At 35.4% G+C, this 13142-nt stretch carries 17 protein-coding genes; 12 read left to right on the top strand and 5 right to left on the bottom strand.

The window, feature by feature from the left end:
• The first annotated feature begins 11 nt into the window (after window positions 1-11).
• Window positions 12-815: a helix-turn-helix domain-containing protein gene (locus HDE70_RS10305; RefSeq protein ID WP_183866947.1), complete on the top strand. Its 804-nt coding sequence runs from the start codon at window positions 12-14 to the stop codon at window positions 813-815.
• Window positions 816-1300: 485 nt separating this feature from the next.
• On the top strand, window positions 1301-1744 hold the full coding sequence (locus HDE70_RS10300) for a hypothetical protein (protein WP_183889843.1): 444 nt from the start codon (window positions 1301-1303) through the stop codon (window positions 1742-1744).
• Window positions 1745-1840: 96 nt separating this feature from the next.
• Here HDE70_RS10300 and HDE70_RS10295 read toward each other — a convergent pair whose 3' ends face one another.
• Entirely contained in the window at window positions 1841-3037 is a 1197-nt protein-coding gene (locus HDE70_RS10295) for a winged helix-turn-helix domain-containing protein (protein WP_183889841.1), read from the bottom strand.
• Window positions 3038-3087: 50 nt separating this feature from the next.
• On the opposite strand from HDE70_RS10295, the gene HDE70_RS10290 reads away from it, so the two are divergent.
• Window positions 3088-3675 (top strand): uracil-DNA glycosylase family protein, encoded by a 588-nt coding sequence (locus HDE70_RS10290; protein ID WP_183866950.1) that lies wholly within the window; start codon window positions 3088-3090, stop codon window positions 3673-3675.
• Window positions 3676-3723: 48 nt separating this feature from the next.
• Window positions 3724-4158, top strand: coding sequence for a VOC family protein (locus HDE70_RS10285; protein WP_183866951.1), 435 nt, complete (start codon window positions 3724-3726; stop codon window positions 4156-4158).
• A gap of 114 nt (window positions 4159-4272) precedes the next feature.
• On the opposite strand, the gene HDE70_RS10280 is transcribed toward HDE70_RS10285, so the two are convergent.
• Complete coding sequence (locus HDE70_RS10280; RefSeq protein WP_183889839.1) at window positions 4273-4497, bottom strand: hypothetical protein; 225 nt, start codon at window positions 4495-4497, stop codon at window positions 4273-4275.
• A 92-nt stretch (window positions 4498-4589) separates the two neighbouring features.
• On the opposite strand from HDE70_RS10280, the gene HDE70_RS10275 reads away from it, so the two are divergent.
• Window positions 4590-5378, top strand: a complete 789-nt coding sequence (locus HDE70_RS10275) for an AraC family transcriptional regulator (protein WP_183889837.1) — start codon at window positions 4590-4592, stop codon at window positions 5376-5378.
• Window positions 5379-5771: 393 nt separating this feature from the next.
• Here HDE70_RS10275 and HDE70_RS10270 read toward each other — a convergent pair whose 3' ends face one another.
• Complete coding sequence (locus HDE70_RS10270; RefSeq protein ID WP_221270620.1) at window positions 5772-5981, bottom strand: hypothetical protein; 210 nt, start codon at window positions 5979-5981, stop codon at window positions 5772-5774.
• A gap of 5 nt (window positions 5982-5986) precedes the next feature.
• A complete protein-coding gene (locus HDE70_RS10265) occupies window positions 5987-6166 on the bottom strand; it encodes a hypothetical protein (protein ID WP_183866954.1) in 180 nt (59 codons plus the stop codon).
• A gap of 693 nt (window positions 6167-6859) precedes the next feature.
• On the opposite strand from HDE70_RS10265, the gene HDE70_RS10260 reads away from it, so the two are divergent.
• From HDE70_RS10260 to HDE70_RS10250, 3 genes are all read left to right on the top strand, one after another.
• Window positions 6860-7093, top strand: coding sequence for a hypothetical protein (locus HDE70_RS10260; RefSeq protein ID WP_183866955.1), 234 nt, complete (start codon window positions 6860-6862; stop codon window positions 7091-7093).
• 578 nt (window positions 7094-7671) lie between these two features.
• Window positions 7672-7953: a helix-turn-helix domain-containing protein gene (locus HDE70_RS10255; RefSeq protein ID WP_111635236.1), complete on the top strand. Its 282-nt coding sequence runs from the start codon at window positions 7672-7674 to the stop codon at window positions 7951-7953.
• A 168-nt stretch (window positions 7954-8121) separates the two neighbouring features.
• Window positions 8122-8559, top strand: a complete 438-nt coding sequence (locus HDE70_RS10250; protein WP_183889835.1) for a restriction endonuclease — start codon at window positions 8122-8124, stop codon at window positions 8557-8559.
• A gap of 205 nt (window positions 8560-8764) precedes the next feature.
• Here the strand turns inward: HDE70_RS10250 and HDE70_RS10245 are convergent, their stop codons facing one another.
• Complete coding sequence (locus HDE70_RS10245; RefSeq protein ID WP_183889833.1) at window positions 8765-9544, bottom strand: DNA-formamidopyrimidine glycosylase family protein; 780 nt, start codon at window positions 9542-9544, stop codon at window positions 8765-8767.
• A 184-nt stretch (window positions 9545-9728) separates the two neighbouring features.
• Between HDE70_RS10245 and HDE70_RS10240 the strand changes: the two genes are divergently transcribed.
• The 4 genes from HDE70_RS10240 (at window position 9729) to HDE70_RS10225 (ending at window position 13141) form a co-directional block, all read left to right on the top strand.
• Window positions 9729-10406, top strand: a complete 678-nt coding sequence (locus HDE70_RS10240) for a response regulator transcription factor (RefSeq protein ID WP_111636085.1) — start codon at window positions 9729-9731, stop codon at window positions 10404-10406.
• Window positions 10403-11677 (top strand): sensor histidine kinase, encoded by a 1275-nt coding sequence (locus HDE70_RS10235; RefSeq protein ID WP_221302030.1) that lies wholly within the window; start codon window positions 10403-10405, stop codon window positions 11675-11677. Before HDE70_RS10240 ends, HDE70_RS10235 begins: the two co-directional genes overlap by 4 nt.
• Before the next feature lie 88 nt (window positions 11678-11765).
• Complete coding sequence (locus tag HDE70_RS10230) at window positions 11766-12200, top strand: thioredoxin family protein (protein WP_183889830.1); 435 nt, start codon at window positions 11766-11768, stop codon at window positions 12198-12200.
• A gap of 8 nt (window positions 12201-12208) precedes the next feature.
• Window positions 12209-13141: an FAD:protein FMN transferase gene (locus HDE70_RS10225; RefSeq protein ID WP_260160292.1), complete on the top strand. Its 933-nt coding sequence runs from the start codon at window positions 12209-12211 to the stop codon at window positions 13139-13141.
• The last annotated feature ends 1 nt before the right edge of the window (window position 13142 follow it).

Here is a 13142-nt window from a genome sequence, read left to right as displayed (position 1 = left end):
ATATTTACAATATGGAAGGAAAGCGCGAGATAATATTCGACAGGTTGGTGTATTCATGCGCTTTTGAAAAGCACAGAGGGTATGAAGAGTTTATTCCTGAACATTTTTTGGGATTTCAATTATCTGGCGAAACACACGCTTTCCACGCAGATGGAAATACTGTTATTCCTGAAAGTACGGTTGTATTAGTTAGGAAAAATCAGCTCATCCGAACGGTGAAATATCCTTCAAAGTCGGGAAAATACCAGTTTCTTTCCATTACACTAGATAAAGAAACCTTGCAGCAATATGCGATTGAAAATAAAATTGTAATAGAAAACCATTACAAAGGAAAGCAGAAATTATTTTTTGAGCCTGATGATTTTCTGCAAAATTATTTCATTTCATTGTCTCCTTACGTGAATAAGAAAAAAGAAGCGACGCCGCGATTGGCAGATTTAAAAATCAGGGAAGCGATAGAGTTGCTTTTACAAAGCAATCCTGATTTTAAGCAAATTTTATTTGATTTTTCTGAGCCCTACAAGATGGATCTGGAAGAGTTTATGAACCAAAACTATATGTTTAACGTATCTGTAGAATCTTTTGCCAGCCTCACAGGACGAAGCCTTTCAGGATTTAAAAGAGATTTTACTAAAATATTTGGCTCCACCCCAAAGCAATGGTTGCGAGAGAAAAGATTGGATGAAGCCTATTATTTAATTAAATACAAGCAACAAAAGGCAGCAGATTTTTATTTGGATTTAGGTTTTGAAAACTTGTCCCATTTCTATTTTTCATTTAAACAAAAATTTGGTTTAACTACTTCTGAAATATAAATCGTAAAATACTGTTTTTATAAATTATACCTGGGTCATACCACCGTCGGCAACCAGATCAATACCATTAATATAACGCCTCTGTCATTCAGCAGCGGAAGTGCTTTCTGTACAGTAAAGAAAGTTCCTTTCGCATTAACGTCAAAGGGTATAATATTTAATTGTTTTTTTTGATGTGTATCAAAATGTTATCTTTATTAAATGAGTAATGCAGTGCATTGAGGTTTTATGAAGAAAATAATTGAAAAAAATCCCGTTTTATTCTTTATTATTCCGCTTGTCATTTTCTTTTTAACAGGCTGTGCATTGCTTTATTTCGCAGTCCTGAAAAATGAAGGCGTCCCATTTTACGGCTGGGTTGTTATCGGAGCTTTTATCATCATCCCAATACTATTGACATATTCGTATTTGGTTTCAGTCCTTCAAAAACTGTAGAATCCAATAGCAATCAATTGGTTTTCAATCCAGATGGAATTAATTTTGAAATGGCTTTATTTGACTGTTCTTGTTTCATCAAATGGAATAGCATTGATACCATTATTTATTCGGATTCCAGAAATGAGGATTACGACGAGTATATCATTTTTGTAAATGAATTACCCATATGTACTCAGAAAGAAAAACCATGGTGGCCAAATAAGTTATTCCCTTACAAGCAGAAACACAATAAAATAAGAATAAAAAGTGATGCTGTAAATTTTAAAGCGCTACCTGATCTGGTTGAACAGTACTTACTATCAACAGTTGATTTTGAATTTAAAGACAGCAGGAAGGGGACTTTAATAAATTCGGAAACGTTTACTAAAGGAAATACGCATACCACAATAGAAAAGTGGAAGCCAGCTAGTAATTATGAACCTTTTAAAATGATATATGATAAGTATAACCGAACAGTTCATGATATTCAAAAACGGGATGGTGCAATATAGTAATAGACTGATCTGCTAACCAGATCCATATCTTTAAGATCATGCCGGTTAGAAAAACATTTTGAGAAGAAATAGCGGTCAGGAAAGTCATTGAATCTAATTGGAAAGGCCTTTTTTTATAACTTCCAGGTACGTCTCATTATTGGATTTCCTGAAAATGATATTCCTGCATTGATTGAATAAAACGAAGGCTTTTAAAGCTTCGATAATTTTTTCAATAGCAATCTGGTCGAGCTCAATTAGTTCAAAATGCAGATTATGGATGATCAGCACTTTTTGTTTGCGGTCGGCTTTCGCATCCATCCGTGCAATAAAAGTATCACCAGAAAGTATGGGCAGCGAGAAATAACCATATTTGCGCTTAGCGGCCGGTACAAAACATTCAATCTGGTAATCGAAATTAAAGAAGTCCTTTAAGCGGTGACGAAAGACGTTAAGGATATCAAAAGGGGATAGGATGAAGACATCTTCAGCTAGTTTAATATCAAGGTTCTGATCCGATAATATATACAGCGGCGCGCTTTTTAGTCCATCAACCTTAACTATTTGCACTTCGCCGTCTGCAACCATTTTCTCCAGTTCGGTTTTTACCATATTTCCTTTTACGCGCCTTGCCCGCCATATTAACTCTTTAACATAGGCTATTCCCAGTGCGCCAAGTGTACGGCGGATAATGTACCTGGCAAATTCTTCCTTTGCTGGCATAGTCAGGTCTGTTTCCGGAGATATCAGGTTGAGCGGCAGGTTGTATATTTTCTGGAAGGCTTTGGTACGGCTGATCATGAGATGGCCCTCCAGATAAAGGCGTTCGAGTGCTACTTTAGCTGGCCGCCAGTCCCACCAGCCAGTACTTGCTTCTATTCTGTCGTCATCGAAATCACTTACCATCAAAGGCCCTTCACGTTCTACCCGGTCAAGCGCTATTTTCATCATCCGGGTTTCTGCCGGAGTCATCGGTTTTCCATTATTTGCAAATGCTTCTTTAACAGGCAATGAATAGCGAAAGTCGTGGCCAGGGAGATAACCAGCATCTGAAGTGAAGTACTCAAATATGCGCCCATCTTCAGAAAGTTCAGCGAGCCATTCTGTTTGATAGTCTGGTATGCGTGCGGCCATTACGTGGTGATGCGCGCGCTCTACGACGTAATTTGTATCCAGTTGTACAAACCCTAAATGGTCGATTACCCGGTAAACGGCTTCGATTCCTTCTCCGAATTGTGCTTTCCTGGCGAGACCGGCAGCGTTAATGATAATTTTACGGGCTTGTGATTTGGTAAGGGAAATAGGTTCCATTACGCTAAAATAATATATTCTTATTATTTTTGTCCTTTAATCTTAAACCAGTGGAAGAGCTTTTAGAAGAGATCCGGTCTTGTACAATCTGTAAGGGTAAATTACCTAATTTTCCAAGGCCTGTTGTGCAGGCTAGTGTTGAATCTAAGATTGTGATCATAGGGCAGGCGCCCGGACAAAAGGTTCAGAATAGTGGTATTCCATGGGATGATCAGAGTGGAAATGAGTTAAGAAGGTGGTTAGGGGTGAGTAAGGAGCAGTTCTACGATGATAAACTGTTTGCTTTAGTTCCAATGGGGTTTTGTTATCCCGGTAAAGGTATTTCAGGAGATCTTCCTCCTCGTCCTGAATGTGCACCCCGATGGCATCAGCCTTTACTTGCCGAAATGAATGATATCAGGTTGATCATGCTTATCGGCCAGTATGCCCAAAACTATTATTTGAAAGATATAAAGAATACGACACTTACAGAAAGGGTGAGGGATTTCAGGAATTACCTGCCTTCATTTTTACCAATTGTACACCCATCACCAAGAAATAAGATCTGGCAAAAGAAAAATTCATGGTTTGAATATGAGGTAGTCCCATTTTTGAGGGATGTTACAGCTGACATTATTAAAATTGATAATTTGCTTTAATACATTAAAGCAGAAATAATAAAAAGATTAACCACTTAAGATAAAATTATGAAAGCAATCAATCCCTGGATTAACTTCAATGGCAATGCCGAAGAAGCATTCACCTTTTACAAATCAGTTTTTGGAGGAGAGTTCACAAAGATCATTCGTTTCAAAGAACTGGCAACTGCCGAATTTCCGGTAGCAGCTAATGACGCAGATAAACTCATGTACATTGCTTTGCCTATTGGCCTAAATAATTTGTTAATAGCCAATGACGTTCCTGAATTTATGGGACAGGTAAGTGAAAACGAAAACCGGTCAAAAATAGCATTGAGTGTCGAAAGTAAGGAAGAGGCAGATAATATATTTAACGGACTGTCAGCAGGCGGTGATATTGAAGGGCAGATTGGCGACAGTCCCTGGGGCACATATGCAGGAATGTTTAGAGATAAATATGGCATTGAATGGATTGTGGAATTTGATCCAAATTACAACGGGTAAAAATTACAAGGAGAAGAAATACCTCGGATCATGTCATTTTTTATGTGTATTCCTTAAAATGTAAAAGCTTGCAATCATATAATTTGCAAGCTTTTACTTGGATTGAAGCATTTATTAATGATTTGTATGTTCTTTTTTGTTTAAGAACCAGTTTTTTACCATCTTTCTTAATTCATTGAAAACAAGGGTTAAATCGATCATGGGCATGAAAGGATAAGCAAGCAAGAAGAGATTAAGTGCTTCAATTTCTTCTGCTGAATTGGATTCTACATGATCACAAGATTTCTCTTCTGTTACAAGCTCAAAATTTTTATTTGGGTTTGTGATTTTCTGTTTCATAATGATTCTATTATTATTTACATATCAAAATTATTCATACTGGTAAAGTATCTTTTTATATAATAAGCCTAATATTTGTTATATTCGGCCATATGGATATTCTTAAGCAACTTGTAAATAGTGTTGACCAGAATCCTGATTCTATTTTGGTGGTGCGGCAGCAAACCGAGCAACGTCTGCCTTCACATCAACATGATAAAGCTCAGTTACTATTAGTTTTTGGAGGGATTGCTTACCTGCAAACAGACGAAAAGGATTTCTATATTCCGTCCAGTCATTATATCTGGATACCCAAAAATTATCCACATAACCTGATGTTCAATACGCAGGATCTGTATATCATCAACATTTATTTTCCGGGAGAAAGTTCCAGCGGATTTTATAATGAATTGGGTATTTATCCGGTGAGTAAGCTCTTATCTGAAATGCTATCTTTTAGCGAAAAATGGCACGGTGATTATTTTAAAGGATCGTGGGAATTTGAGTTTTTTACAACACTGAGAAACGTGCTGCCTAAAGAAAACCTCAAAAAGTTTTCGATTCAACTTCCTACTACTAACGATCAGCGGCTCCAGGTCATTGTTGGTCAGCTTCGGGGTATGCTGAATGAAAACCTTACTTTAGAAAGTACTGCCAGGCAATGGGGCATGAGTGTAAGAAGTCTGACCAGATTATTTCAGACAAAACTTCAAATCACCTTTATTCAGTATATAAAAATGTTGAGGATTATCCGGGCTATGGAATTGATTAAAGACAGCGATCTGAATATGACAGAAATCGCGTATGAGATTGGATATTCTAATATAGCTGCATTCAGTAATAATTTTCACCAATTGACAAATATGAGACCTACGGAATTTAAGGCAATGTCAAGGGTGTAGGATAAATTGTGTGTTTTACTTTCTAATTATAAGAGAATGGAGTGATTTTCACTGACTGTTAATTTAAAGTTGTCATAGAAATGGATCAGGTAGTAGTTTTGGCAGTATTTAACAAAAAGCCTCACTTTCAGTGAAGCTTTTCTATGATCCCGCTGGGATTCGAATCTAGTTCAAATATCAGCGTTTAAATAGTATTTGGTTTGGTTTTTAAATTCGATTCACCGAATCACTCACCATTTATTTCGATACGTTTGAGCTGCAATTACTATTTTCCAAATTACGTAATATCAATTAAGAAACATAATTATTTATGATCTCTAAATTCCCTGATTTTTTCCAACTCAATTACGTCGATTTGATCTTTTGGTCTGTTTACAGCTTTTTTATTAGCTATTAGTTGGTTGATATGCAAAATAATTCATTAAATGCAGCCCTGAGATTTTTTCTATTATCCAGGGTATCGTACAACCAAATATCCAGGTCATCAGTACTTCGGTTAAAACCATGAAATCTAGTAGCAAATCCACCAACCATAATATATTTTACATCATGATTATTTAAAGAACTCCAAAATCGCAGTAATACTTCATCTAAAACGTCCATATAAACTACTTATGAATAATCACTGCCTTATTGAAAAGATTATTTGTGCGTAACATTTTGGTAAAGAGTTTAAGTTTATCAAAATCAGAACGAAATATATCTTTATTTAGACGCTCATTATCAGATAATTCGGTAACGCATGTTTTTGGAAGTTTTTTAAGATTGTCTTTAGTTTCTTTTTTCATATCGCTCCTAAATTATATTGCAATTTACACATACCATCTGGATTACACAATCTCAGTTAGGTATGATAACTAAGTTTAGTGGTACCCAAAGATGTCTTCAAATTTATGATAGGCTTCCGGTTGTTTATATAGATCATAACACAGAAATGAAGGATCAAGTCATCAACTTGTGAAGCAGGCTTTTTAAGCATAAATTTTGACACGCTAAACAGAAAGTCTTTGCTATCACGGATGCTGTTATGCCTCTGGAAGTTGCGCTGAAAGCTTTCAATTGGCATGGGAATGACTCAGCCGAAACAAGCCGGGCTGTTAATAAATAAATTCAAAATAGCTAAATAATGAATCTATATCGGCCGGGTACTGCCTGAGTACTGCCCGAGTACTCGTTAGGGTGAGAGCAATGCTAAAGTAACGTGAGTCCATGGTAAGTCCAAGTAAAAACAACTAGTTGAAATGACTTAGAGTAAGTATGCTTAAAGGCTGTTTACAACCTGGTATCACCCCGATCTCTATTTAGGCACAACTTAGGTCATAACCGGATGAAGATTAATGAAATTATAATTTTCCCTTGGACTAACCCACGGACAACTGCGGACAATTGCAGACAGCTGCGGACAATTGCGGACATTTTTTACGCATCAGGATAATCTTTAACGCGAATAGCTTACATTGGTGGAAAAGCATTTATTTATTATGGGAAGTTTAAAGGGTAAATTTTCAAAGGGAATCCTGGGCGATTTCATTTTTAAAGCAGCAGTTTGGAGTACAGGTTGTTTCAAAAGTTCTGTACCGGGCACAATGAAACAATCAATGGAAACCGAAAAAGCATCAGAGAACTTTCGTAAAAGTAGCAAGTCTGGAAAAATCAGGATCTTTCCTCCCCCTAAGAATTCCGCTGAAGCGTTGGCCGATCTCTTATCAAAGTAATCAGGAGCGTTTAATAATGATAAATTGAACTATAAAATCAGGAAGTAATTGGCTTATTAAAAAATCGTAACCATCTGCTTTGAACTAAAAAAATATCAAACCCAAAACTTGAAATTTAATCCCTGATCCACAAGTTTATAATTTGATCCGGAATGAAGTTGAAAGTAGCAGGAGATAGAAATATTCTTTAATGCAAAATGCCCCAATTTGCATTGAGGCATTTCGTGATCCCGCTGGGATAATAACCTAATATTCCAAGTGGTACTAAATGAGCAAGTTATGAATGATATTCGATCGTCATTTCAATGTGGGCACCAAATTAGGCACCAGTTATTTTGATACGGTTTGACCAATTTTAAAGAACAATTTGTTTATGCAATATACTGATTGCTAGCTTAAACCGCAAATATTATCTTATATATTTTTGCTTAAATTAATCTCTAGGAAGTTCAATTTATAGTTAATTTAACTGTAATATGTTACTGTAACTAATTAATTTTAGGTACTACCTAGTAGATTGTCAAGATCAACAATTTTTCATTTCCAATTTTGTACCATCAAGTTTAAATATACAAAATATGGCAATATTGGAATTTATCACTAAAGAAGATCTTGAAAAGTTTAAATTAGAGCTGTTTGTAGAACTTAGAAGACCTGGGCAAAAGTTACATAAGCAAAGCGAGCAAAAGGAATGGTTGAAAAGTTATGAGGTTCGAAAGCTTTTAAGTATATCGCCTGGAACGTTGCAGAGTTTGAGAAATAATGGTGCTCTAAAGTTTAATAAAGTAGGAGGGCTTATTTACTACAAATATGAAGATGTGGTCACATTAGTTGAAGGCAAAAATGGGAGAGGTAGATAAGGAGCAGACAACTTTCAATATCTGTAATTTTTCATGTGTGTTTCGGTCGAAACCAGAAGGAGTGAGTAACTTATTGTTAATAACTTGCATAATTATTTCATTAAAGGCATTTGAAAACTTTTTAAATTGCGTTTCAGTTCTTTACATGAAAATTAATAATAATGGTTTATGAAAAAGACTTACGAGCAAGGAGAGGCATTTGAAACTTTATCGTACAATTTAGTACAAGAGGCGTTAAATAATTTCAAATTTGGCTTACTTCCATCATGCTGTAAAGTATTTAAAAAACAGCCATATTATTCTGTTACAAGAGAAAAGAATATCATTTTTGATATTAGCTTGGAAGTTTTGCCTGAAGGTGCCGAACGAAGAATACTTCTTTATTTAATTGAATGTAAAGATTACAGAACTCATAAAGTTCCAATTGATGATGTGGAAGAGTTTTGGGCAAAAGCTTCTCAAGTTTCTGATATGGGAGTTAAACCTGTGATGATTACTACTAGTACTTTTGAGAGTGGAGCTAACATTTTTGCAAAGAATAAAGGTATTATGCTTATTGAGGTTGGTGAGAAATTGAATACAAACCCAATAAATTTATTATTATAAAGCATTTATCAACTTAATGGGGTATTTGAATAGAATCTCCGAAGTGACTTTTTTGATTTTTATCGATTAATAGAAGTGAATTAGAAAGTTTTAGCATATGTCTGAATATTTTCTTAATTAAAAGCAAATTAGCCATAGGGGCTACTATCCGTTTTAAATATGTCTTGAATACTCAATATATATTCAAACTTATTTCAGATTCTGGTTATATATAGAGGTATTGCTCATCAGTATAATAGACTTTTTTATCAGAAATAACTTTCATTTTAATCATTCCTCCAGTTGGACTATTCTTTTTGCTTATATTATGAATCAACAATAAATTATTATCTGTTTTATTATATCCTATAGGATTTATTTTTCTTACTTGTTTAATAGCATCAATAAAAACATATTTGATTGTTTTGTATAGCAGCTTTACCTTAACAAGTGGAATCTTACTTACTATTGAAAAAGGAGAGATTCCAGCATACCAAAGAATTTCATCCGCATAGGCTTCTCCAATTCCTCTAATCAGATTTTGATCCATCAATACACACTTAATTTCTTCACTTTTATTAGAAAATAAACCTATTAAATAATTAAAGGTGAATTCTTTACTTAAGGCATCAGGAATATCTGTATTGATAGGATTCAATCGAAACGTACTTGATTTTCGGGTATCTTTTACAGAAATAATTGATCCTCCGCTAAAATGGAGATTCAGTAAAAAAGGATCTGCCTTCAAATTTTGTTCTATTACCTGAATGAAAGCAGAAGTTGAGAAACTTAGCTCCAAGACAGAATAACTCTTGAATTGTAACCTCAGTGACAAACCATCTCGCCATACTCTTTTTAATTCATGTTCGACAATGCTTTCACTTAGTATTTCTCTAGAAACATTTATAGATTTTTCACATTGAAGGTCAACTTTTTGCAGAACTTTATTCTTAAATCTTTTTTCTAAGATTTCGGCACAATTCTCTAAATAGGGTATTTCAAACATAGTTTTCTTAGGAATTAGATGCTGTTAATAGTAATGATACGATGCTTTGGTTGTAATATTATGTCTCTTATCAATTCAGTATTGATCTAAATCAATTCTAACATGGATTTTAATAATAAAATTATTGCATTCTTAAATTAATTAAGCTTCAAAAAGTCTTCAGATTTTAACATTATATTTATTTATGAAATTTCTAATTGTTGAGGATGAAGAAAGCCTGAGAAACAGTATTAATCAATATCTGACAGTTGAGGGAAACATTTGTGATCATGCATCTACCTATGAACAAGGTTACCAGAAGCTATCCATTTATGATTATGATTGTATTTTACTGGACTTGACCCTGCCTGACGGAGAAGGTCTTCAACTATTAAAATATTTAAAAAAAATAAATAAAGCAGACGGTGTACTGATTATTTCTGCACGCAATTCTTTAGATCAGAAAATTGAAGGATTAAGTCTGGGTGCTGATGATTACCTGATCAAACCCTTTCATTTGTCTGAGCTTTACGCCAGGGTACAATCCATAGTAAGACGCCGGCATTTCAATGGAAATAGTATATTTCATTTCAATGAAATAGAAATTGATACTACTGCTAAGGAAACGAAAGTCAACGGGAAACCTGTATACCTGACCAGGAAAGAATTTGAACTCCTGTTGTACTTTGTAGTCAACAAAAATAAAGTAATCTCCAAAGCCGCAGCAGTAGTCCACATTTGGGGTGATGATGCTGATATGGCCGACAGTTTCGATTTCATTTATACCCACATCAAAAATGTGAGAAAAAAACTAACAGATTCAGGCTGCAAAGACTATTTCCATTCGGTTTATGGAGTGGGCTATAAATTTACCGATTCATGAAATTATTCAGCAGTTATAACAGGATCTTAGCTATCATCACACTCACAGGTCTTATTGTTATAGGATTTCTTTTTTATCAAACCCTCGGACAATATATCAATAAACAGATTGATGATCATCTTTACGAGGAGCTTCTCGAAGTACGTGACTTTACGCACGTTAAAAATATCCTCCCATCCCCGGATGGATTTGATGATGTTATTGTTGACTATAAAAAAATAAACAAGCTATCTGATAAACGTAAATATTTCGCCGATACAACTTTCTACAATCCTAAAAAGAAACACGACGAATCAGCAAGATATCTGAAAACAGCATTACTCTTAAACAGACAACCATACGAAGTGATGATCATGGCTTCTAAATTTGAGCGGCAGGAACAGATCAAAAGTATTATTCTGATTATTTTATTACCAGTAATTATTTTGTTATTGATTTTATGGCTGGTCAACAGAATTCTGATTAAAAGAATGTGGTTGCCGTTCCGCCAATTGTTAATCAATATTAAAGCATTTAACATTAACCAGGAGAAAGTATTTGAGCCGGTTCAAACCAATATTGAAGAATTCAGAGAGCTGAATAATGCCGTTCTTGAAGTATCGCTGAAAGTAAAATCAGATTACAAAGAAATTAAGCTATTTACTGAAAATGCATCTCATGAAATGATGACTCCCCTTGCAGTGATCAACTCCAAACTTGACACTATGCTGCAATCCAATGCACTCGGTAAAGAAGAGAGTGAAATTCTGGCGGATCTGTATAAGGCTACCTCAAAATTGACGAAGTTAAATCAATCACTCCTGCTGTTAGTCAAAATTGACAATGATCAGCTTCAGGACAAAGAAGAAATCGACCTTAAAGCATTAATTGAGGAGAAGATCAGCTATTTCCAGGAGTTCATTCAAAAAAGAGAGCTACAGGTAGAAACAAAGATCAGCGCATTCTCTGTCTTTGCAAACCGTTCTTTAATAGAGATATTAATCAATAATCTTTTCAGCAATGCTATAAGACACAATAACGATGGCGGCTCAATGATGGTTACCATAAAAAATGATAGCCTTATATTTTCAAACACCGGATCACGTACCGGGCTTCATCCTCAAAAGATTTTTGAAAGATTCTATAAAGACAATGCTTCAGATGGTACAGGTCTGGGCCTGGCCATTCTGAAACAGGTCTGTTTAAAACAAAACTATGAATTGAGTTACAACTATAATCAGGAATATCACCAATTCATTATCAATTTTAAAAGCTCCGAGAATAAAAGTTAGCTAATAATGCTTTAACATTTTTTAACAGACAACTTCATAATGTCTTCAGAATTCACCTTGATATTAGCTTAACATTAAGGACAGACAGATGAAACTATTACTAATCACATTTTTATCAATTCTTGCTGGTTCGTTAAGCTGGATGAGCAATTTTACCCAGGCACAACAGCAGGCTAAAAGCACTCATCAACAAATCCTGGTCAATTTCTCAGGGTCAGATTGGTGTGGCCCCTGCATCCGTTTAAGAAAAGAAATCTTAGAATCAGAGGTTTTTGAAACTTATGCTAAAGCTCATTTAGTATTAGTACGTGCAGATTTCCCACGTCAAAAGAAAAACCAGTTGTCTGCCGAACAGATTAAACTCAATGAAGCATTGGCAGAAAAATATAACCCTGATGGTAAATTCCCTTACACCCTGCTCGTAGATGAAAATGGGGAAGTTTTAAAATCATGGGACGGCTATCCTAATGAAACTCCTGAAAAATTTATTCAGGAAATCACAAGCATTGAATCTGTTAAATAAATTATTAGATGGCGGACGCAACTTACAATAGGGTATTAAAACTCATGGGTAACCGTTTTGAGTTTACGGTAATTGCGGATCATGGAACTGCTGGCGAAAAAGCTGTTGATGCAGCTATAGCAGAGGTTAGCAGGATTGAAGAATTACTAAGTACATTCAAAGAGACCAGTCAAACCAGCCTCATCAATCAATATGCAGGTATAAAGCCAGTTAAAGTTGATCCTGAAGTGATTGAGCTCATTCAGCGTGCAGTAAAAATATCAGACATTACCCAGGGTGCCTTCGACATTAGCTATGGTTCTATCGATAAAAGCCTTTGGAACTTTGATGTCAATATGACCTCACTGCCAGATTTTGAAACAGCACGTCAATCAGTCGGTCTGATCAACTACCAACATGTAATTATAGATCCTGAAAATTCTACGGTCATGCTTAAACAACAAGGCATGCGGATCGGATTTGGTGGCATAGGAAAAGGATATGCAGCCGACAGGGCCAAACAAATATTGCAGCGTATAGGAATCGAACATGGAATAGTAAACGCAGCAGGTGACCTGATTACTTGGGGCAGCCAATCAACTGGTAAGCCCTGGACGATAGGCATTGCCGATCCTGATCAAAGCAGCCGCCCTTTTTCTGCGCTAAACATTAGCAATATGGCTATTGCAACATCTGGAGATTATGAAAAGTATGCTACTATAAACGGTCGCAGATACTCCCATACGATTGACCCCAAAACGGGTTTACCGGTTAGTGGAATTAAAAGTGTAAGCATCATTTGTCCAAGCGCCGAACTAGCCGATGCACTCGCTACACCTGTGATTGTAATGGGTGTGCAAATAGGCCTTGATTTGATCAATCAGTTAAAACATGTGGCCTGTATCATTATAGATGATCAGGATCAGTTGTATACTTCAAAGAACATTAATGTAAAACAATGAT

Source organism: Pedobacter cryoconitis (assembly GCF_014200595.1).
Classification (GTDB): domain Bacteria; phylum Bacteroidota; class Bacteroidia; order Sphingobacteriales; family Sphingobacteriaceae; genus Pedobacter; species Pedobacter cryoconitis_C.
This window is presented reverse-complemented; position numbering and strand designations above follow the sequence as displayed.

Bases quoted from the DNA above. Each gene is read 5' to 3' on its own strand.
- HDE70_RS10305 (WP_183866947.1), top strand. From the start codon at position 12: ATGGAAGGAAAGCGCGAGATAATATTCGACAGGTTGGTGTATTCATGC.
- HDE70_RS10300 (WP_183889843.1), top strand. From the start codon at position 1,301: ATGGCTTTATTTGACTGTTCTTGTTTCATCAAATGGAATAGCATTGAT.
- HDE70_RS10295 (WP_183889841.1), bottom strand. From the start codon at position 3,037: ATGGAACCTATTTCCCTTACCAAATCACAAGCCCGTAAAATTATCATT.
- HDE70_RS10285 (WP_183866951.1), top strand. From the start codon at position 3,724: ATGAAAGCAATCAATCCCTGGATTAACTTCAATGGCAATGCCGAAGAA.
- HDE70_RS10280 (WP_183889839.1), bottom strand. From the start codon at position 4,497: ATGAAACAGAAAATCACAAACCCAAATAAAAATTTTGAGCTTGTAACA.
- HDE70_RS10275 (WP_183889837.1), top strand. From the start codon at position 4,590: ATGGATATTCTTAAGCAACTTGTAAATAGTGTTGACCAGAATCCTGAT.
- HDE70_RS10270 (WP_221270620.1), bottom strand. From the start codon at position 5,981: ATGGACGTTTTAGATGAAGTATTACTGCGATTTTGGAGTTCTTTAAAT.
- HDE70_RS10265 (WP_183866954.1), bottom strand. From the start codon at position 6,166: ATGAAAAAAGAAACTAAAGACAATCTTAAAAAACTTCCAAAAACATGC.
- HDE70_RS10260 (WP_183866955.1), top strand. From the start codon at position 6,860: ATGGGAAGTTTAAAGGGTAAATTTTCAAAGGGAATCCTGGGCGATTTC.
- HDE70_RS10255 (WP_111635236.1), top strand. From the start codon at position 7,672: ATGGCAATATTGGAATTTATCACTAAAGAAGATCTTGAAAAGTTTAAA.
- HDE70_RS10250 (WP_183889835.1), top strand. From the start codon at position 8,122: ATGAAAAAGACTTACGAGCAAGGAGAGGCATTTGAAACTTTATCGTAC.
- HDE70_RS10245 (WP_183889833.1), bottom strand. From the start codon at position 9,544: ATGTTTGAAATACCCTATTTAGAGAATTGTGCCGAAATCTTAGAAAAA.
- HDE70_RS10240 (WP_111636085.1), top strand. From the start codon at position 9,729: ATGAAATTTCTAATTGTTGAGGATGAAGAAAGCCTGAGAAACAGTATT.
- HDE70_RS10235 (WP_221302030.1), top strand. From the start codon at position 10,403: ATGAAATTATTCAGCAGTTATAACAGGATCTTAGCTATCATCACACTC.
- HDE70_RS10230 (WP_183889830.1), top strand. From the start codon at position 11,766: ATGAAACTATTACTAATCACATTTTTATCAATTCTTGCTGGTTCGTTA.
- HDE70_RS10225 (WP_260160292.1), top strand. From the start codon at position 12,209: ATGGCGGACGCAACTTACAATAGGGTATTAAAACTCATGGGTAACCGT.